The following is a 16802-nucleotide window of genomic DNA, read 5'->3' as shown; positions in this document are numbered from 1 at the left end:
GTGCTGGCCACCGGCGCCTGCGAGCGCCCGCTGGTGTACGGCAACAACGACGTGCCGGGCAACATGCTGGCAGGCGCGGTGTCGACCTACGTACGCCGCTACGGCGTGGCGCCGGGTAAAAAATTGCTGCTGAGCACCAACAACGATTACGCCTACCGCGTCGCGCTGGACTGGCTTGATGCCGGCCAACAGGTGGTGGCGGTGGCCGATGCACGGAGCAATCCGCGCGGCGCGCTGGTTGAAGAAGCGCGGGCCAAAGGCATTCGGATCTTGACCGGCAGTGCGGTGATCGAAGCCCGTGGCAGCAAGCGCGTGACCGGCGCCCGTGTGGCGGCCATTGACCTTAAAACCCACAGCGTTACCAGCCCCGGCGAATGGCTGGTGTGTGACCTGGTGGCGACCTCGGGCGGTTACAGCCCGGTGGTGCACTTGGCCTCGCACTTGGGTGGCAAGCCGATCTGGCGCGAAGACATCTTGGGGTTTGTACCGGGCGAAGCACCGCAAAAGCGCGTGTGCGTCGGCGGCATTAATGGCGTGTACGGGTTGGGTGACAGCCTGGCCGATGGCTTTGAAGGCGGCGTGCGCGCAGCGAGCGAAGCCGGGTTTAAAGCGGTCGAGGGCGTGTTGCCCAAAGCCTTGAATCAAGTGCAGGAAGCCACCGTGGCGCTGTTTCAGGTGCCCCACGAAAAAGCCACGGCGCGGGCCCCCAAACAATTTGTCGACCTGCAAAACGACGTCACGGCGGCCGCGATTGAGCTGGCCACTCGTGAAGGCTTTGAGTCGGTCGAGCACGTCAAACGCTACACCGCGCTGGGCTTTGGTACTGATCAGGGCAAGCTGGGCAACGTTAACGGTCTGGCGATTGCTGCGCGTTCGTTGAACGTGACCATCCCGCAGATGGGCACCACCATGTTCCGCCCCAACTACACGCCAGTGACGTTCGGCGCGGTGGCGGGTCGCCATTGCGGGCACATCTTCGAGCCGGTGCGTTACACCGCCTTGCAGGCCTGGCACGTTAAACAGGGCGCCGAGTTTGAAGACGTCGGCCAGTGGAAACGCCCGTGGTACTTCCCGCGTCACGGCGAAGACCTGCATGCTGCGGTTAAACGCGAGTGCCAGGCGGTGCGCGACAGCGTCGGTATTCTGGACGCCTCGACCCTGGGCAAAATCGACATTCAAGGCCCGGATGCGCGGGAGTTTTTAAACCGCATTTACACCAACGCCTGGACCAAGCTGGATGTGGGCAAGGCGCGTTACGGGCTGATGTGCAAAGAAGACGGCATGGTCTTCGACGACGGTGTGACGGCGTGTCTGGCCGACAACCATTTCGTCATGACCACCACCACCGGCGGTGCGGCCCGCGTGCTGCAATGGCTGGAAATCTATCAACAGACGGAATGGCCGGAACTCAAGGTGTACTTCACCTCGGTCACCGACCACTACGCAACGCTGACCTTGAGCGGCCCCAACAGCCGCAAGCTGCTGAGCGAAGTGACCGACATTGATCTGGACCGCGATGCGTTCCCGTTCATGACCTGGAAAGAAGGCCTGGTGGCGGGCGTGCCGGCGCGGGTGTTCCGTATTTCGTTTACCGGCGAGCTGTCGTACGAGGTCAACATCCAGGCTGACTACGCCATGGGCGTGCTGGAAAAAATCGCTGAGGCGGGCAAGCAATACAACCTGACCCCGTACGGCACCGAGACCATGCACGTGCTGCGCGCCGAGAAGGGTTTCATCATCGTTGGCCAGGACACCGACGGCTCCATGACCCCGGACGACCTCAACATGGGCTGGTGTGTGGGCCGCACCAAACCGTTCTCGTGGATCGGCTGGCGCGGCATGAATCGCGAAGACTGTGTGCGTGACCAGCGTAAACAGTTGGTGGGCCTCAAGCCGGTCGACCCGAATAAATGGATGCCGGAAGGCGCGCAACTGGTGTTCGATCCTAAACAGACCATCCCCATGACCATGGTTGGTCATGTGACCTCCAGCTATGCGCATAACTCGCTGGGGTATTCGTTTGCCATGGGCGTGGTCAAGGGTGGCCTCAAGCGCCTCGGCGAGCGGGTGTTCTCACCCCAGGCGGATGGCAGCGTGATCGAGGCTGAAATTGTGTCTTCGGTGTTCTTCGACCCGAAAGGCGACCGGCAGAATATTTGAGTGGGTGATCTCATGACGACCGCAAACGTATACCAACAACGCCCGGACTCGGGCGCCAAAGCCGAGTCATCGCTGCATCACGCCCACTTGGCCAAGTTGATCGGCAAGGGCCGTAAAAACCCCGGCGTGACCGTGCGCGAGAAAAAACTGCTGGGCCACCTGACCCTGCGCGGTGACGCCAAAGACCCGGCCTTTGCCGAAGGCGTGCACAAGGCGCTGGGCCTGGAGTTGCCGGTGGCCTTGAGCCTGGTGGCCAAGGGCGACAGTTCGCTGCAATGGATGGGCCCGGATGAATGGCTGCTCATCGTCCCCGGCGGTCAGGAATACGCCGTGGAACAAGCCCTGCGCGCCGCGTTGGCGGGGCTGCATATTTCGGTGGTTAACGTCAGTGGCGGGCAGCAACTGCTGGAACTGAGCGGGCCGAACGTGCGCAACGTGCTGATGAAGTCGACGAGCTACGACGTGCACCCCGACAACTTCCCGGTGGGCAAGGCGGTGGGCACCGTGTTTGCCAAGTCGCAGCTGGTGATCCGGCACACGGCTGAAGACACCTGGGAGCTGTTGATCCGCCGCAGTTTCTCGGATTACTGGTGGCTGTGGCTGCAAGATGCGGCGGCGGAATATGGGCTGAATGTTGAGGCCTGATGTCCACTGTAAGTCTCCTGTGGGAGCGGGCTTGCTCGCGATGGCATCAGCGCGGTGAATCAAATACACCGCGTCGCTTGAATCGCGAGCAAGCCCGCTCCCACAGGGGGGTGTTAACTCTCATATAACAAGGAATTGCACCATGAGCCGCGCCCCTGACACCTGGATCCTCACGGCTGATTGCCCCAGCCTGCTAGGCACGGTCGACGCCGTGACCCGCTATCTGTTTGAACACCGTAGCTACGTCACCGAGCACCATTCCTTTGATGATCAGCGTTCGGGGCGATTTTTTATTCGTGTTGAATTCCGTCAGCCCGACGGTTTTGACGAGAACGCCTTTCGCGAAGGGCTGGCTGAGCGGGGCAAGGCCTTCGGCATGACCTTTGAGCTGACCCCACCGCACTACCGGCCCAAAGTGCTGATCATGGTTTCCAAGGCGGATCATTGCCTGAACGATTTGCTGTATCGCCAACGCATCGGCCAACTGTCGATGGACGTGGTGGCGGTGGTGTCCAACCACCCTGACCTTGAGCCGCTGGCGCAATGGCATGGCATCCCGTATCACCACTTCGCCCTCGACCCGGCCAACAAGCCCGCGCAAGAGGCCCGTGTGTGGCAAGTGATCGAAGACACCGGCGCCGAACTGGTGATTCTTGCCCGCTACATGCAAGTGCTGTCACCCGAGCTGTGCCGCAAACTCGACGGCAAGGCCATCAACATTCACCACTCGTTGCTCCCCGGTTTTAAAGGCGCCAAGCCGTATCACCAGGCCTACGAGAAAGGCGTGAAACTGGTGGGCGCCACCGCGCACTACATCAATAACGACCTGGACGAAGGCCCGATCATCGCCCAAGGCGTGGAGGTTGTAGACCATAGCCACTACCCCGAAGACTTGATCGCCAAAGGCCGCGACATCGAAGCCCAGACCCTGGCGCGAGGTGTGGGCTATCACATTGAACGGCGGGTGTTTTTGAATGGAGGGCGCACGGTGGTGCTGTAACCCCAGTTTAGGTTTCGCGAATAGAACTGATTGTGTTGCTGACAGTCGCAGCCGAATTGGGCGCCCGTGATGTCTGCACAAGAACGGGCGAGGGAGGTGGCATTAAGTCGGGTGGCGGCGCTGGCCGGAGGTGGACCACTGGATTTATATCTAAAGGAACGCTATGTGCAGGTACTCTCGCCACAGGAGCGGGAGGAGGGAGATGAACCGGCGGAGGGGGTGGAATAAAGTTAGGTGGCGACGGTGAGCGGGATCGGAGGAGGCGGGTATTGACTGGCGCTCTGGGTCGACCTCTTTGAACCACATCAAGGGTAATGACATGGATTTTGAGCGGGTAAAGTGTGAGATGCCCATCAGGATCGACATGATTGACTGGGTCCCCTTTGCAATAGGCGTACGTATTAGTGCCACCTTTGCCAAACGGGCTCCAACTGTCCGGGCTGTTGAAGCGCATCAATACCGGATTGAATGCCCGATACCCCAGGCCCAGTAAATAGTGCCCGGTGATGGTGTCGACTCGTTCGCCATTAAATCCCAGCACACTCTGTTGATTCATCGGTATGGGCCGATGCCCGTACGCGGAGTAGGGATAGGACTGTAGCCCGTCGGTATTGAGGCTCAACAGAACGCAAGAATGCTGGTCAGTCATCAGCAGTGTCGAGGGCGTGTCATCACCCCGCTTGAACTGGGCCAATGGTTGACTCGGTGACTCAAAAAAACAGCGGTGAGCCGGCCCTTCTAGCTCGGTGGCGATCCGTTGACGATTATAAAAGCGACGCCGCCCATCGACCCCGGACAGTCTGTCCAGTGGGTCGTAGTGATAGACCATTGATAGCGCTGCAACGCAAGGTTTCATGTTTAAGACCCCCTTCTAGGATCTGTGCCGAAGTAACGGTCCCAGTAGGGTAGTTGTGCATCCGGTAAATTAACCCCCCGGCCTTCATTCGCCAATCGAATAGAAATAATGCGGTGTCTGATTTGGTGCAGGCTTTGAACGTGCCTAATGCCCTGTAGCAGGGCTCTAAAATCCTGGCTGTCATCAGGCCCTAAGCTGCCAACCGGTGACACATTGAATAATTTAATACCCAAGTCATTGGGAGTGGACGCTGATGTTTCCCTACCCGTTGATATCAACCCTTGCTGAGCCTTGTGCATTTCTCTTGAAATAGCTTTGTTGTTTCTATTCAAACGAGCACGCTGTTCGATCAGGGTGCGCTCACTAAGACGTTTAAACGTCAGGTCAGCGTCTTGGGCATCGGTTTTGTAATGCCTTACGAGAGGCGCGTACTGTTGGGTTTGTTTATTTTGAATGGCGATCAAACGGTTTGTTTTTATTTCAGGAGGCGCCATGACGTTTATGCTGCGAAGAAAGCGCTTTATCCAATGCCCCGACGGGTCTGAGTTGTTAATTGGATCAGTGCAGTAGGCATACATGTTTATGCCTCCTTTTCCAAAGGGGCTCCAACTGTCCGGGCTATTAAAGCGCATTAATACCGGATTAAACGCCCGGTAACCTTGGCCCAATAAATAATGCCCTGTTATTGGCTCTGGTCGTTCGCCGTTAAACCCCCAACCTGTGAGCGCGGTGCCAATGGCGTGATAACCAAATGGCAAGTAAGCCCTCGTCTGCTGATGCCCCTCTGGGCTGACGCCATTGAGCACCGAGGCATGCTGATCGGTTGCCAGCAAGGTGGTGCCACGAGCAGCACCCTGTTGTTGCACTGCCAAGGGGTGTGAGTGCGTTTCAAAAAAACGGCTTTGCAGAGTGCCTTCAATTTCAGTGGCGATGCGGGTGTTGTTGTAAAAACGTTGAAGGCCGTTGCTGTCGGCCAGGCGATCCAAGGGGTCGTATTGGTAGACGCTGGTGTTGGGGTTGAATCGTGTGCTCATGCTGACCTCATGAAGGCTCACTAATGGGAAGCATGAGTCAGTATCAAAGTGCCGGTACGTTTTGCCTAGCTAGCAGATCTGTTAGGTAACGAGGTCGTGTACGACGTATTTGCCTATGCCGATGTCGCACAGTGGTGCTTTGACGGCAGCAGCAAGCTCTAAGCTGCAAGCGACACGTTAAAACTGCTTCACCTCCAACAACAACAAGGGTGAATACGATGGCTGACAATCGCGGTGTGGTGTACCTGGGCAATGGCCAGGTTGAAGTGCAGAACATTCCTTTTCCCAAGATGCAAAACCCTCAAGGCAAGCCGATCCATCACGGGGTGATCCTGCGGGTGGTGTCGACCAATATTTGTGGGTCTGACCAGCACATGGTGCGCGGTCGCACCACGGCGCAAGTGGGGCTGGTGCTGGGCCACGAGATCACTGGCGAGGTGATCGAAGCCGGGCGTGACGTTGAGCATTTGAAAGTCGGCGATCTGGTGTCGGTGCCGTTCAACGTGGCGTGCGGGCGTTGCCGCAGTTGCAAAGAGCAAAACACCGGCGTGTGCCTGACCGTCAACCCGGCCCGTCCCGGCGGTGCGTATGGCTATGTGGACATGGGCGATTGGGTCGGCGGCCAGGCGGAATATGTGCTGGTGCCGTATGCCGATTTCAACCTGCTCAAACTGCCGAACCGCGACGCCGCCATGGAGAAAATCCGCGACCTGACCTGCCTCTCCGACATCCTGCCCACCGGCTACCACGGCGCGGTCACGGCGGGCGTTGGCCCCGGCAGCACGGTGTACATCGCCGGTGCTGGCCCGGTAGGCCTGGCTGCGGCGGCGTCAGCGCGCTTGCTGGGTGCTGCGGTGGTGATTGTCGGTGACGTCAACCCGATCCGTCTGGCGCATGCCAAGGCGCAGGGCTTTGAGATTGCCGACCTGTCCAAGGACACCCCGCTGCATGAGCAAATCGCCGAGTTGCTGGGCGAGCCGGAAGTCGACTGCGCGGTCGATGCGGTGGGCTTTGAAGCCCGTGGTCACGGCCATGACGGCGTCAAGCACGAAGCCCCGGCCACGGTGCTCAACTCACTGATGGGCGTGGTGCGGGTGGCGGGTAAAATCGGTATTCCGGGCTTGTACGTCACCGAAGACCCGGGCGCTGTCGATGCGGCCGCCAAAATGGGCAGCCTGAGCATCCGCTTTGGTCTGGGCTGGGCCAAATCCCACACCTTCCACACCGGGCAAACCCCGGTCATGAAATACAACCGCCAACTGATGCAGGCGATCATGTGGGACCGCATCAAAATTGCCGACATTGTGGGCGTAGAGGTGATCAGCTTGAATGACGCCCCGCGTGGGTATGGCGAGTTTGATGCGGGTGTGCCGAAGAAGTTTGTGATTGATCCGCATACGTTGTTTAGCTGATCCTTAATTTGCTGTGAGGAAGCACTTACCTGTTCAGATAAGTGCTTTCTCGAACAAGCTAAGTTTTAGCGATTTTATTAAAGGTGCATTAATGGGGGCGATGGGCAGAGCTTACTTCAACGTCTACCGCTTATTACATGTCTACGAAGAAAATCTCTGTTTCTCCTTATAGTGTCTGGAGAGAGTCTCTGTATTGGTTCAAATGAATCATTTGATTGATGTGCAATTGTTTGAACAGGTGTTGCGTTGCTATTTTTCGGGCGGTGTATATTCTGGCTTTCCCAGTAGCTGGGAGGTCGGTTTTTTTTGGCTTTGCCCGGTGTTGTTATAGGCGCTATTGTTATACCTGTATTGTCGTAAGCAGGAGCGGTTTTTCGGTAGGGTGGTGGAGATAAGTATTCTGTACTTGTAATGTTTCGTGTTCTAAAATTTCCGGCTGAATAAGGTGGCGGGGCAATGTCGCTGGCGACTTGGAGTCCGTGGGTAGTCGATATAGTCTCAGTCGCTGGAGTATATTTTTTAAGTACGTCAGCACTCACTTTTGTAACAAGTTTTTTTTTAGAAGATACACGTGAAGTAAATATGTTTTTTAAACCCTTCCATATATTGGGGAAATGACCTGTCGGGTCAACCTTGTTCAACGGGTCATTATCGCAATACGCATAAGCATTAATCCCTCCCTCCCCAAACGGGCTCCAACTGTCAGGGCTGTTAAAACGCATCAATACCGGATTAAACGCCCGATACCCTTGGCCCAATAAATAATGCCCAGTCAGCGGTTCTGGTCGTTCGCCGTTAAACCCTGCGCCATTGAGTGAGGTGCCAATGGGGTGATGGCCAAAGGGCGAGTAAGCCTGCGCGTGCAGGGTACCCTCAGGGCTAACGCCATTGAGTACAGAGGTTTGCTGATCGGTCGCCAATAAGGTGGTGCCGGGCAAGCTGCCATGCTGCTGCAATGCGAGGGGTTGGGAGTCGGTCTCAAAAAACCGGCTTTTACGTTCGCCCTCAACCTCAGTGGCGATGCGGGTGTCGTTGTAAAAACGTTGAATGCTGTTGCTGGCTGCCAGCCGGTCCAATGGATCGTAGAGGTAGGTGCTGGCGACGGTTTTGCGCTGTTTGCTCATGGTGAACTCCCGGGAAAAGCGCGGACGAAGGGTTAGCTTCCCCCCTGGAGTCATGGGCTGTATAGCTAGCAGAACTGCTAGGTCGTAAGCGTTTAGACCTGCAAGCGCTGGCCCAGTACGTCGAGCAGGTCACAGCCGTCGCGCAGCAAAATGGCGCAAGGCTGGGTGAGGTATTTGAGGTCTACGCCGTCGGCGGCGCTCAGGTCTAAACGGTTGAGGCTTTCGAACAGTTGGGTCACGGCCAGAATGCGCGCCGCCGCATTGGCATGCAGCACGTCAGGCGGGCTTTGGCGGTCAATCAGCAAGCTGGGGATCAGGCAGTCTATTGCGGTCAGCGGGATGTATTGGTTCATAAAGTGCACTCTGGTGTGTTGAATATCGCTGCCACCTATTCGTCGCCAAACGAATAGGTGGCAGCTGCACGCAGGTTGGCGAACCGGAAACACACCACCCGGCAGACCCGAAGGTCTCCCGCGCACAGCTGCCATAACACAGCCTTGCGGGTGCAAAAAAGCCTGCAAAAAAACAGGATTTTTCGCATGGTGGTTTACAGGTCGCCAAACCCGGTCGCCATTGGGACGACCGGCGGACTATAAGCCCCCTACTCCAACCCGTGCAAACCTAAAACCTTGTAGGAGCGAGCTTGCTCGCGATCTTTTGAGGGTTAAAAGACAGCCAGCACAACCACTGCCGCCACCACCACACAGGCGATAGCGACAAGGTTCAGCCCGCTCAACAACGGTCGCTTGGCCGCCACTTGAGGTTCAATGCGCGCCACAATCGCTTGCCACACACGGTCGGGCACCGGGTCCTGACCCACGCAGCCGTTCCATGCCCCGGCGCAGCCAGACTTTGACCGAACCCAGTGGCGCGACCAATTGCTCGGCTAATTCTTTGGCGCTGCATGCCATCCAGTTGCTCAAGGCAAGGCGGCTGTTGCAGGCTGCCCTGTTGTTGCAATGCTAGTGAGGTAAGGCGTTAATGCATTAATGGCTAAGCCGTATTTCTTATTTTAGAGCCATAGGTGACGGGGTTATATTCAGTATTTAGAAAAGAGGGTAGATATTTTGACAGGCCTCGATTTTTATCAATTGAAAAGATGGTGTCATATTTAGAAGTTTGGCCATTTTTTAGTGGGGGCAATATTTTATCTGGGTCGACTGCTGTGACAGTGCCTATGTACGATTTTACAGGGCGGCCCGCTTCGGCTGACAGGTGTGCTGCGAATGAATTAGCATTGCCGTTTCCAGAGAAGCACATGATTGTACGTAGGCTGGAATAATCATCCATTGAATAGCCGTTATTTACCGCAAGGGTGTGAAGGGATGAGGCATCAATAGCCTGATGATCATTGAAAAACATCCGGGTGTTTTGGGTGGAGTTGTCGCCGTGGCCAATAAAGTTAAGTCTTCTTTGTTTATGATAGGTGTCTTCGAACGTGACAATTCCTTCAGAAAGTCGTGTAACGTTTTTAGCTTTTTTAACTGCGCTGCCTTTAAATTTTGACACGGTCCTTATGTAGATACGCGAAAAAAAGTTAAGCAGAGCAGACGTGTAATGGCCTGAAGGATCGACCTGATTGACAGGGTCGCCAGTACAATACGCATACGCGTTAATCCCCCCCTCCCCAAACGGGCTCCAACTGTCCGGGCTATTAAAGCGCATCAATACCGGATTAAACGCCCGATACCCTTGGCCCAATAAATAATGCCCGGTCACAGGCTCTGGTCGTTCGCCGTTAAACCCTGCGCCATTGAGTGAGGTGCCGATGGGGTGATGGCCAAAGGGCGAGTAAGCCTGCGCGTGCAGGGCGCCCTCAGGGCTAACGCCATTGAGCACAGAGGTTTGCTGATCGGTCGCCAATAAGGTGGTGCCGGGCAGGCTGCCATGCTGCTGCAACGCGAGGGGGTGGGAGTCGGTCTCAAAAAACCGGCTTTTACGTTCGCCCTCGATCTCAGTGGCGATGCGGGTGTCGTTGTAAAAACGTTGAATGCTGTTGCTGGCGGCCAGCCGGTCCAATGGATCGTACAGGTAGGTGCTGGCGACGATTTTGCGCTGTTTGCTCATGCTGAACTCCCGGGAAAAGCGCGGACGAAGGTTGAGCTTCTCCCTGGAGTTTCACGCTGTATAGCTAGCAGAACTGCTAGGTAGCGAGGGTTTAGACCTGCAAGCGCTGGCCCAGTACATCGAGCAGGTCACAGCCGTCGCGCAGCAAAATGGCGCAAGGCTGGGTGATGTGTTTGAGGTCTACGCCGTCGGTGGCGCTCAGGTCTAAACGGTTGAGGCTTTCGAACAGTTGGGTCACGGCCAGAATGCGCGCCGCCGCATTGGCATGCAGCACGTCAGGCGGGCTTTGGCGGTCAATCAGCAAGCTGGGGATGAGGCAGTCTATTGCGGTCAGCGGGATGTATTGATTCATGGCTTAGTCTCGTTGAAGTAAATGAGACTGCCGCCTACCTGTCGCCAAACAAATAGGTGGCAACTGCACGCGGGTTGGCGAACCGGCAACGAGACACCCGGCAGACCCGAAGATCTCCCGCGCACAGCTGCCATAGAGCAACTCTGCGGGTACGGATCATCCTGCAAAAAAACAGACGTTCCGCACTCATTGATCGGGTCGCCAAACCCGGCCGCCATTGGGACGACCGGCGGACTATAAGCCCCCGACTCCAACCCGTGCAAACCTAAAACCTTGTAGGAGCGAGCTTGCTCGCGATCTTTTGAGGGTTAAAAGACAGCCAGCACAACCACTGCCGCCACCACCACACAGGCGATAGCGACAAGGTTCAGCCCGCTCAACAACGGTCGCTTGGCCGCCACTTGAGGTTCAATGCGCGCCACAATCGCTTGCCACACACGGTCGGGCACCGGGTCCTGGCCCACGGAGTCGGTCAGGCGGGCGAGGCTGGTTTGCCAGGCGGCGAGTTCTTCGCGCAACCCGGCGTCATCGACCAGCAGTTGTTCAAAGCGTTTGCTGGCGGCAGGCGGCATCAACCCGATGGCGTAATCGCCTGCCAGGGCACGGCGCAGGGTGGGGGTTTGATAATTCATGCTTCAAGGCCTCCACGCAGCCGTTCCATGCCCCGGCGCAGCCAGACTTTGACCGAACCCAGTGGCGCGGCCAATTGCTCGGCTAACTCTTTGGCGCTGCGGCCCTGAAAATAGGCAGTGGTAATGGTTTGACGCTGCATGCCATCCAGTTGCTCAAGGCAAGGCGGCTGTTGCAGGGCGCCCTCGGGCAGCTCACGGTGCATGCGCAATTGCTCGATGGCCTGGTCGTGGGTGATGGCGATCATCCAGGCCACAGGGGCTGATAAATGGGGGTCGTATTGCGCGGCGTTTTGCCAGATGCGCACGAAGCTTTCTTGCACCACTTCTTCGGCCAGATCACGCTGGCTGATGCACTGCAAAGCCACGTTTTGCAGACGCGGGGCGACGCTACGATACAACGTTTCAAAGGCTCGGCGGTTGCCCAATGCACATTGGGCCAACAGCTTTTTGAGGTACTCGGCGTCGGAGATTAAGATGACCGTTCTCCCATATATCAGGGGATGGCAATGTGCCATTCACGTGGAAAGATTAGTCCAAAATTCGTGGCTGTTCCATGCATTGGCCGATCATTTTTTTCTGATGTGCCGACTTGATTTTTGGCGGTTTTATCATCCTGTCTTGATAAGTGCCGGCCCGCTGTAGAGCGATGCCCGCGTCGTTCCTGTTTTGAATTAAGATTGCGCCCTGTTTGCTGAATGCTGGCTGTAGGGAACATCCGCAGCGGTGTTGAGTCTGAGTATTAGTTTTGCTGCTCCTTGGCGGGCAGCTTTTTGGTTGAAGAGGTCGATGCGATGAAAAAGTTGAGCGCAGTAGCACTGGCAACATTGATGAGCGTAGCGGTAACCCCGGTGTTTGCAGCAGGGTTTGACCTGGGCGCGGCAACCCAGCTCTTGGGCCAGGTACAAGGCGGCAACAGCGCCAGCTCTGACAAGTCGGTGCAGGCCTTGCAACTGCTGACCAAAGCCCAGCAGATGGGCGTCAAGCCAGAGCAAGCGGCGGGTGGCGTGGGGGCGATGTTGAGCCTGGCAAAAAACCAGCTGACAGCCAATGATTACGCAGCTCTGACCCAGCAAGTGCCGGGCATTAACAAGGTCACCGGCGCCGGTGCCCTGACTCAACTGAGCCAGTTCAGCGCGAAAAACCCGCAGCTTCAGGCCCTGGTGGGCCAGATCAACCCGGTGAGCAATGATGCCAAAGTGGCGGTCAGCAACGTGACCAACCAATCGCAATTGAACAGCGCGTTCCAGGCGCTGGGCATGAAAAGCAGCATGGTCCAGGAATTCGCCCCTGTGATCACTCAGTACCTGGGCCAGCAGGGGGTTGCCAGCCCGCTGCTGACCACCCTGGGTACGCTGTGGGGCATCTAAGGATTAGCCGCGCTCAGCGCGCAATGTGCTGATGCGCTGGTCTTTCTTGATCCAGAGCTGGTTGACCCAGCTCTGGATCTGCTCGCGAAACACCGGATCGTTCTCGTAATCACCCTGGCACAGGGCCGGATCCAGTTCGCGGGTCTGGATATCAACAATCACTTTGGGCACTTGCCCGCTGATCAACGCCCAAAACCCCGGAATCTTTGCCTGTGGATACACCACGGTGACGTCGAGCACGGCGTCCAGCTGTGGGCCCATTGCCGCCAGTACAAAGGCCACGCCACCCGCCTTGGGTTTGAGCAGGTAGGTGTAGGGCGATTGTTGCTGGGCCCGTTTGGCCGGGGTAAAGCGGGTGCCTTCCAGGTAGTTGACGACCGTTACCGGTTGGCGCTTGAACAGCTCGCAGGCGGCTTGGGTGATTTTGAGGTCCTGGCCCTTTAACTCAGGGTGTTTGGCCAAAAAGGCCTTGGAATAGCGCTTCATGAAGGGGTAGTCGAGCGCCCACCAGGCCAGGCCCAGAAACGGCACCCAGATCAGTTCTTTTTTAAGGAAGAACTTGAAGAACGGCGTGCGGCGGTTCAAGCCTTGCATCAACGCCGGGATATCGACCCACGATTGGTGGTTGCTGATCACCAGGTACGAGGTGGTGCGGCTGAGGTTGTCGGCGCCGCGAATGTCCCAGCGGGTGGGCAGGCACAGGGCGAAAATGCGTTTGTCAATCTCGGACCAGGTTTCGGCGATCCACATCACGGCCCACGAGTTGTAATCGCGCAGCCGACCCGGTGAAATCAGCTTGAGCAGCGCGAACAGCATGAGCGGGCCGAACAGAATGAGGGTGTTGCACAGCAACAGCAGTGTGACCAAACAGCCGGTGAGCAGGCGGCGCATAAGTAACTCTTGAACATTTAAGGACCCGCCATGATAAGCAGCGCGTTGCAGAACGCCAAATCAGAGTGCTAACAAATGTTTCGAGCGCTATAGGCTATTTTCCTCTGTGGGAGCGGGCTTGCTCGCGATAGCATCATCACGTTGCTTCAGGCGGACCGGGTTGCCTGAATCGCGAGCAAGCCCGCTCCCACATGAACCAATGGTAAATAAAGGGTCTAACCCGCACCCCTAAAAGGAAATGACCGCCATGAAGTCTGTTTTAGCCTTGCTGTCTGTATTGGCGTTGCCGGTGATGGCCGCCGAACCGACCCTGTACGGGCGTTATGAGTACATCAAGCTGCCGGAAATCGGTGAGACGCTGAAGGCCAAGATGGACACTGGCGCCTTGACGGCGTCGCTGTCGGCCAAAAACATTCAGACCTTCACCCGTGACGGTGAAGAGTGGGTGCGTTTCCAACTGGCCACCCCGGACGCGGGCAGCAAGGTGTATGAGCACAAAGTGTCACGCATCAGCAAAATCAAAAACCGCGCCGACGAAGACGAAGACAAAGATGAAGTCAACGTGGCCAAGCGCCCGGTGGTGGATCTGGAGATGTGCCTGGGCAATGTCAAACGCACCGTAGAGGTGAACCTCACCGACCGCAGCAACTTCAACTACCCGCTGTTGATCGGGGCCAAAGCGCTGCGTGAGTTCGGCGCGGCGGTGAACCCGGCGCGACGCTATACGGCGGATCAGCCTGGGTGTTAACGGGGTTGATACTCCCGCACGTGTGATGAGCGCGCGCGGGAGTACTGTGAGTGGTGGTATTAATAAAGGTTAGCGAGCGCTTCGAATATTTAAAATGGCATTTACGTGAGTCCTGATGTCGTAGGCCAATTCTAGGGCGTAATCATTGTCGCTAGGTGTGGGGATTTTCTGGTTGAAAGGTCTGTTGTAAGAGCTACCTGTCGCGTCAACGAATTTTTTGTATGCATCGTCCAGCGCTGTTGGGTCTATCGAGTTACCCGTTCTTAACACACTAAGGTCTGATCTGAGCTGACGGTCTGCTACTCGAACACGCTGCTGTTTAATAATTGATTCGTCGATTGTTGTTGCGATTTTTTTCATCGTTTTTGCATTGAGGTCCGGGTGCGTGATTTGAAGTTCCTTGATCACCTTGTTTATCCCGAAATCCCGTGTTTTTGAGCGTTCACCGAGAATTGTTTTCAGCTTAAGGGTTTCATTTTTTGAGGTAACTTTGACAAAAATGCCCTTATCAATTGTTGTTGAATAGTTGCGTCCAAATTGATTGCCTATGCCTTTAAACAACGACCGCCAAAAGTGCCCTGTGGGGTCGGTTCTATTCACCGGGTCGCCTGCGCAATACGCATACGCATTAATACCGCCCTCACCAAACGGGCTCCAACTGTCCGGGCTATTGAAGCGCATCAAGACCGGATTGAATGCCCGATAACCATTACCCAATAAGTAGTGTCCGGTTGTTTTGTCGTCGCGTTCACCATTAAATCCCAGTACCCGTTGTTCATCGGCGGGGCTATAACCGGCTGCGGTGTAGGCGACGGGGGTGTGTTGTTCGCCCGTGAGTGTGGCCAGGGTTGAGCGTTTGTCGTCGTGGGCGATCAAGGCGGTTTCAACACCGCGGGGGGTGGTGGTCAGTTGCGCTAACACTGCGTTGTCGGTTTCAAACACGCGATACGCCGTATTACCTTTAATTTCGGTGGCCACCCGGTCGTTGTTGTAAAACACCTGTGTTTTGTCACCCTCTGAGCCACCACTTTTTACATGGCGGTCCAGCGGGTCATAGGCGTACTGGTGCAGCAGCACTTTCTTTTTTGCAGACATGGTCTTAACCCTTTATCACTTCCTCTATGAAGCCATTAGAGATAGCGGGTTAAAACCGTGAGCGGTACTGACAGAACGGCTAGGTTTGTGTGCCGTTGGTCGCCAAGCCATTGGGTAGCGCACGGGTCAGCGCTTGAGCAGCCCGCGCACGCTGATCCACACCGGGATGCCCAGACCTATCCAGCTCAGGGCGTCCCATGCGCCTTCGCCCAGCAGGGCCGCGAACAAGCCTGTGGCGCTGACCAGGCCAATTGCCAGTGGCACGCTAAAGACTTTCCAGAAGTTGGACTGGCGCGGTTTCATCGGGCGCTCTCCTTGCGGACCGTGCGCCGTACCCACCACAAGTACAGGCCGCTGCCGAGCACAATAATGGTCAGCAGATCGAGGGCCGCCCAGAGTATTTTCATTGGCATGCCGCCGTAGTCACCAAAGTGCAGGGGCTGGGACATGCCCATGGCGTTCATGTACCAGGGGCGGTCGCCGACGGCGGTGACGTCCAGCGTACTGGCGTCGATCAACACCGGTGTCAGCAGGTGCGAGGTGAGGTGGGTGCTGCCTTTCATAAAGACGGCGTAGTGGTGTTCGCTGGAGAAGCGCGTGCCGGGGAAGGCGATAAAGTCCGGTTGCATGCCGGGCGCGGCCTGGTTGGCGATCTCCAGCAGGTGAGTGGCCGGGGCGTGCCGGGTGAGGGGCGGGGCATTGCGGTAGGGTTCAACCATGGCGCTGAGGCTGTCGTTGCGCCAGGCGTCGATGATCAGATCGGCGCACGCGCTGATCACCCCGGTCACGCCCACCACCAAGGCCCAGGTCAGGGTCACGACGCCGATCAGGTTGTGCAGGTCGAGCCAGCGCAGGCGGCGGGATTTATCGGTGCGCACGCTGGCAAATTCATTGCGCCGCATAAACGGCAAATACAGCACGGTGCCGGAGATGATCGCCAGCACAAACAGGGTGCCCATAAAGGCCAGCAGCAGCTTGCCGGGCAGGCCCGCGAACATGTCTACGTGCAGGCGCAGCATGACCATCATGAAGCCGCCATTGGCTGATGGCACTTCAATGGGCTGGCCGGTGCGGGTGTCGAGCATAAAGGTGTGGGACGAGTTGGGCTCGGTGCCAGCGGTGGCGGCCATGATGGCGTAGACCGCGTTGGGCTCGTCTTCTTCCCAGCCGAAATACTGCATGACCTCGCCGGGCCGATGCGCCTCGGCGGCCTGCACCAGTTGCTGCAAATCGAGCTGTGGCGTGCCTTCGGGCAGTGCCTGGACTTGCGGCGCATTGCCCAGCAGGTGATCGATTTCATGGCTGAAAATCAACGGCAAACCGGTGAGTGCCAGCATCAGCAAAAAGGCGGTGCAGATCAGGCTGGTCCAGGTGTGGATAAAGGACCAGCGGCGAATGGTTTTGCTTTTCATGAAGGTC

18 protein-coding genes and 1 pseudogene are annotated in these 16802 nt (G+C 56.9%); 6 read left to right on the top strand and 13 right to left on the bottom strand.

The features are described from left to right. The 3 genes from GHO41_RS19105 to purU all read left to right on the top strand — a co-directional run. On the top strand, positions 1-2160 hold a 2160-nt coding region (locus tag GHO41_RS19105; protein ID WP_153434348.1), incomplete at its 5' end, for a glycine cleavage T C-terminal barrel domain-containing protein. Positions 2161-2172: 12 nt separating this feature from the next. After that, on the top strand, positions 2173-2805 hold the full coding sequence (locus tag GHO41_RS19100; protein WP_048372325.1) for a sarcosine oxidase subunit gamma: 633 nt from the start codon (positions 2173-2175) through the stop codon (positions 2803-2805). Positions 2806-2947: 142 nt separating this feature from the next. After that, positions 2948-3805 carry a formyltetrahydrofolate deformylase gene (purU, locus tag GHO41_RS19095; protein ID WP_153434347.1) on the top strand — a complete coding sequence of 286 codons (858 nt, stop codon included), beginning with the start codon at positions 2948-2950 and terminating at the stop codon, positions 3803-3805. Between the two features lie 7 nt (positions 3806-3812). Here the strand turns inward: purU and GHO41_RS30785 are convergent, their stop codons facing one another. Both GHO41_RS30785 and GHO41_RS19085 read right to left on the bottom strand, forming a co-directional pair. Next, complete coding sequence (locus GHO41_RS30785; protein WP_371928979.1) at positions 3813-4454, bottom strand: RHS repeat-associated core domain-containing protein; 642 nt, start codon at positions 4452-4454, stop codon at positions 3813-3815. A 209-nt stretch (positions 4455-4663) separates the two neighbouring features. Then, positions 4664-5695 carry an RHS repeat-associated core domain-containing protein gene (locus tag GHO41_RS19085; protein WP_082148778.1) on the bottom strand — a complete coding sequence of 344 codons (1032 nt, stop codon included), beginning with the start codon at positions 5693-5695 and terminating at the stop codon, positions 4664-4666. A gap of 218 nt (positions 5696-5913) precedes the next feature. Here GHO41_RS19085 and fdhA point away from each other — a divergent pair, with 218 nt between their 5' ends. Next, positions 5914-7107 carry a formaldehyde dehydrogenase, glutathione-independent gene (gene fdhA / locus GHO41_RS19080; protein ID WP_048372319.1) on the top strand — a complete coding sequence of 398 codons (1194 nt, stop codon included), beginning with the start codon at positions 5914-5916 and terminating at the stop codon, positions 7105-7107. Between the two features lie 116 nt (positions 7108-7223). Here the strand turns inward: fdhA and GHO41_RS19075 are convergent, their stop codons facing one another. From GHO41_RS19075 to GHO41_RS19040, 7 genes and pseudogenes are all read right to left on the bottom strand, one after another. Further along, complete coding sequence (locus GHO41_RS19075; RefSeq protein ID WP_178126543.1) at positions 7224-8231, bottom strand: RHS repeat-associated core domain-containing protein; 1008 nt, start codon at positions 8229-8231, stop codon at positions 7224-7226. 92 nt (positions 8232-8323) lie between these two features. Beyond that, positions 8324-8584, bottom strand: a complete 261-nt coding sequence (locus tag GHO41_RS19070) for a hypothetical protein (protein ID WP_048372315.1) — start codon at positions 8582-8584, stop codon at positions 8324-8326. A gap of 311 nt (positions 8585-8895) precedes the next feature. Beyond that, complete coding sequence (locus tag GHO41_RS19065) at positions 8896-9051, bottom strand: hypothetical protein (protein WP_153329237.1); 156 nt, start codon at positions 9049-9051, stop codon at positions 8896-8898. A gap of 173 nt (positions 9052-9224) precedes the next feature. After that, positions 9225-10298 carry an RHS repeat-associated core domain-containing protein gene (locus GHO41_RS19055; protein WP_082148776.1) on the bottom strand — a complete coding sequence of 358 codons (1074 nt, stop codon included), beginning with the start codon at positions 10296-10298 and terminating at the stop codon, positions 9225-9227. Positions 10299-10389: 91 nt separating this feature from the next. Further along, a complete protein-coding gene (locus tag GHO41_RS19050) occupies positions 10390-10650 on the bottom strand; it encodes a short-chain dehydrogenase (RefSeq protein WP_153391532.1) in 261 nt (86 codons plus the stop codon). Positions 10651-10973: 323 nt separating this feature from the next. Next, positions 10974-11282 (bottom strand): annotated as a pseudogene (locus GHO41_RS19045) (anti-sigma factor); the annotation flags it as partial. Continuing rightward, positions 11279-11797 carry a sigma factor gene (locus GHO41_RS19040; protein WP_153391530.1) on the bottom strand — a complete coding sequence of 173 codons (519 nt, stop codon included), beginning with the start codon at positions 11795-11797 and terminating at the stop codon, positions 11279-11281. The pseudogene GHO41_RS19045 and the gene GHO41_RS19040, both read right to left, overlap by 4 nt. A gap of 276 nt (positions 11798-12073) precedes the next feature. Here GHO41_RS19040 and GHO41_RS19035 point away from each other — a divergent pair, with 276 nt between their 5' ends. Further along, positions 12074-12649: a DUF2780 domain-containing protein gene (locus tag GHO41_RS19035; protein WP_048372375.1), complete on the top strand. Its 576-nt coding sequence runs from the start codon at positions 12074-12076 to the stop codon at positions 12647-12649. A gap of 3 nt (positions 12650-12652) precedes the next feature. On the opposite strand, the gene GHO41_RS19030 is transcribed toward GHO41_RS19035, so the two are convergent. After that, positions 12653-13540: an acyltransferase gene (locus GHO41_RS19030; RefSeq protein ID WP_048372313.1), complete on the bottom strand. Its 888-nt coding sequence runs from the start codon at positions 13538-13540 to the stop codon at positions 12653-12655. Positions 13541-13787: 247 nt separating this feature from the next. Here GHO41_RS19030 and GHO41_RS19025 point away from each other — a divergent pair, with 247 nt between their 5' ends. Then, on the top strand, positions 13788-14288 hold the full coding sequence (locus GHO41_RS19025) for an ATP-dependent zinc protease (RefSeq protein WP_048372311.1): 501 nt from the start codon (positions 13788-13790) through the stop codon (positions 14286-14288). 69 nt (positions 14289-14357) lie between these two features. On the opposite strand, the gene GHO41_RS19020 is transcribed toward GHO41_RS19025, so the two are convergent. The 3 genes from GHO41_RS19020 to GHO41_RS19015 form a co-directional block, all read right to left on the bottom strand. Continuing rightward, a complete protein-coding gene (locus GHO41_RS19020) occupies positions 14358-15383 on the bottom strand; it encodes an RHS repeat-associated core domain-containing protein (RefSeq protein WP_153434344.1) in 1026 nt (341 codons plus the stop codon). 126 nt (positions 15384-15509) lie between these two features. After that, the gene (locus GHO41_RS29860; RefSeq protein WP_088500226.1) at positions 15510-15686 is read right to left on the bottom strand and encodes a hypothetical protein; all 177 of its coding nucleotides are present in this window, start codon (positions 15684-15686) and stop codon (positions 15510-15512) included. Further along, entirely contained in the window at positions 15683-16795 is a 1113-nt protein-coding gene (locus tag GHO41_RS19015; RefSeq protein WP_153434343.1) for a PepSY domain-containing protein, read from the bottom strand. The genes GHO41_RS29860 and GHO41_RS19015 overlap by 4 nt, the downstream gene beginning before the upstream one ends. Positions 16796-16802 lie beyond the last annotated feature (7 nt).

It is taken from the genome of Pseudomonas sp. FSL R10-0399 (assembly GCF_009600165.1).
Taxonomy (GTDB): Bacteria; Pseudomonadota; Gammaproteobacteria; order Pseudomonadales; family Pseudomonadaceae; genus Aquipseudomonas; species Aquipseudomonas helleri.
This window is presented reverse-complemented; position numbering and strand designations above follow the sequence as displayed.

Coding starts and splice junctions, on each gene's coding strand:
- GHO41_RS19100 (WP_048372325.1), top strand. CDS start 2,173: ATGACGACCGCAAACGTATACCAACAACGCCCGGACTCGGGCGCCAAA.
- purU (WP_153434347.1), top strand. CDS start 2,948: ATGAGCCGCGCCCCTGACACCTGGATCCTCACGGCTGATTGCCCCAGC.
- GHO41_RS30785 (WP_371928979.1), bottom strand. CDS start 4,454: ATGACTGACCAGCATTCTTGCGTTCTGTTGAGCCTCAATACCGACGGG.
- GHO41_RS19085 (WP_082148778.1), bottom strand. CDS start 5,695: ATGAGCACACGATTCAACCCCAACACCAGCGTCTACCAATACGACCCC.
- fdhA (WP_048372319.1), top strand. CDS start 5,914: ATGGCTGACAATCGCGGTGTGGTGTACCTGGGCAATGGCCAGGTTGAA.
- GHO41_RS19075 (WP_178126543.1), bottom strand. CDS start 8,231: ATGAGCAAACAGCGCAAAACCGTCGCCAGCACCTACCTCTACGATCCA.
- GHO41_RS19070 (WP_048372315.1), bottom strand. CDS start 8,584: ATGAACCAATACATCCCGCTGACCGCAATAGACTGCCTGATCCCCAGC.
- GHO41_RS19055 (WP_082148776.1), bottom strand. CDS start 10,298: ATGAGCAAACAGCGCAAAATCGTCGCCAGCACCTACCTGTACGATCCA.
- GHO41_RS19050 (WP_153391532.1), bottom strand. CDS start 10,650: ATGAATCAATACATCCCGCTGACCGCAATAGACTGCCTCATCCCCAGC.
- GHO41_RS19040 (WP_153391530.1), bottom strand. CDS start 11,797: ATGGCACATTGCCATCCCCTGATATATGGGAGAACGGTCATCTTAATC.
- GHO41_RS19035 (WP_048372375.1), top strand. CDS start 12,074: ATGAAAAAGTTGAGCGCAGTAGCACTGGCAACATTGATGAGCGTAGCG.
- GHO41_RS19030 (WP_048372313.1), bottom strand. CDS start 13,540: ATGCGCCGCCTGCTCACCGGCTGTTTGGTCACACTGCTGTTGCTGTGC.
- GHO41_RS19025 (WP_048372311.1), top strand. CDS start 13,788: ATGAAGTCTGTTTTAGCCTTGCTGTCTGTATTGGCGTTGCCGGTGATG.
- GHO41_RS19020 (WP_153434344.1), bottom strand. CDS start 15,383: ATGTCTGCAAAAAAGAAAGTGCTGCTGCACCAGTACGCCTATGACCCG.
- GHO41_RS29860 (WP_088500226.1), bottom strand. CDS start 15,686: ATGAAACCGCGCCAGTCCAACTTCTGGAAAGTCTTTAGCGTGCCACTG.
- GHO41_RS19015 (WP_153434343.1), bottom strand. CDS start 16,795: ATGAAAAGCAAAACCATTCGCCGCTGGTCCTTTATCCACACCTGGACC.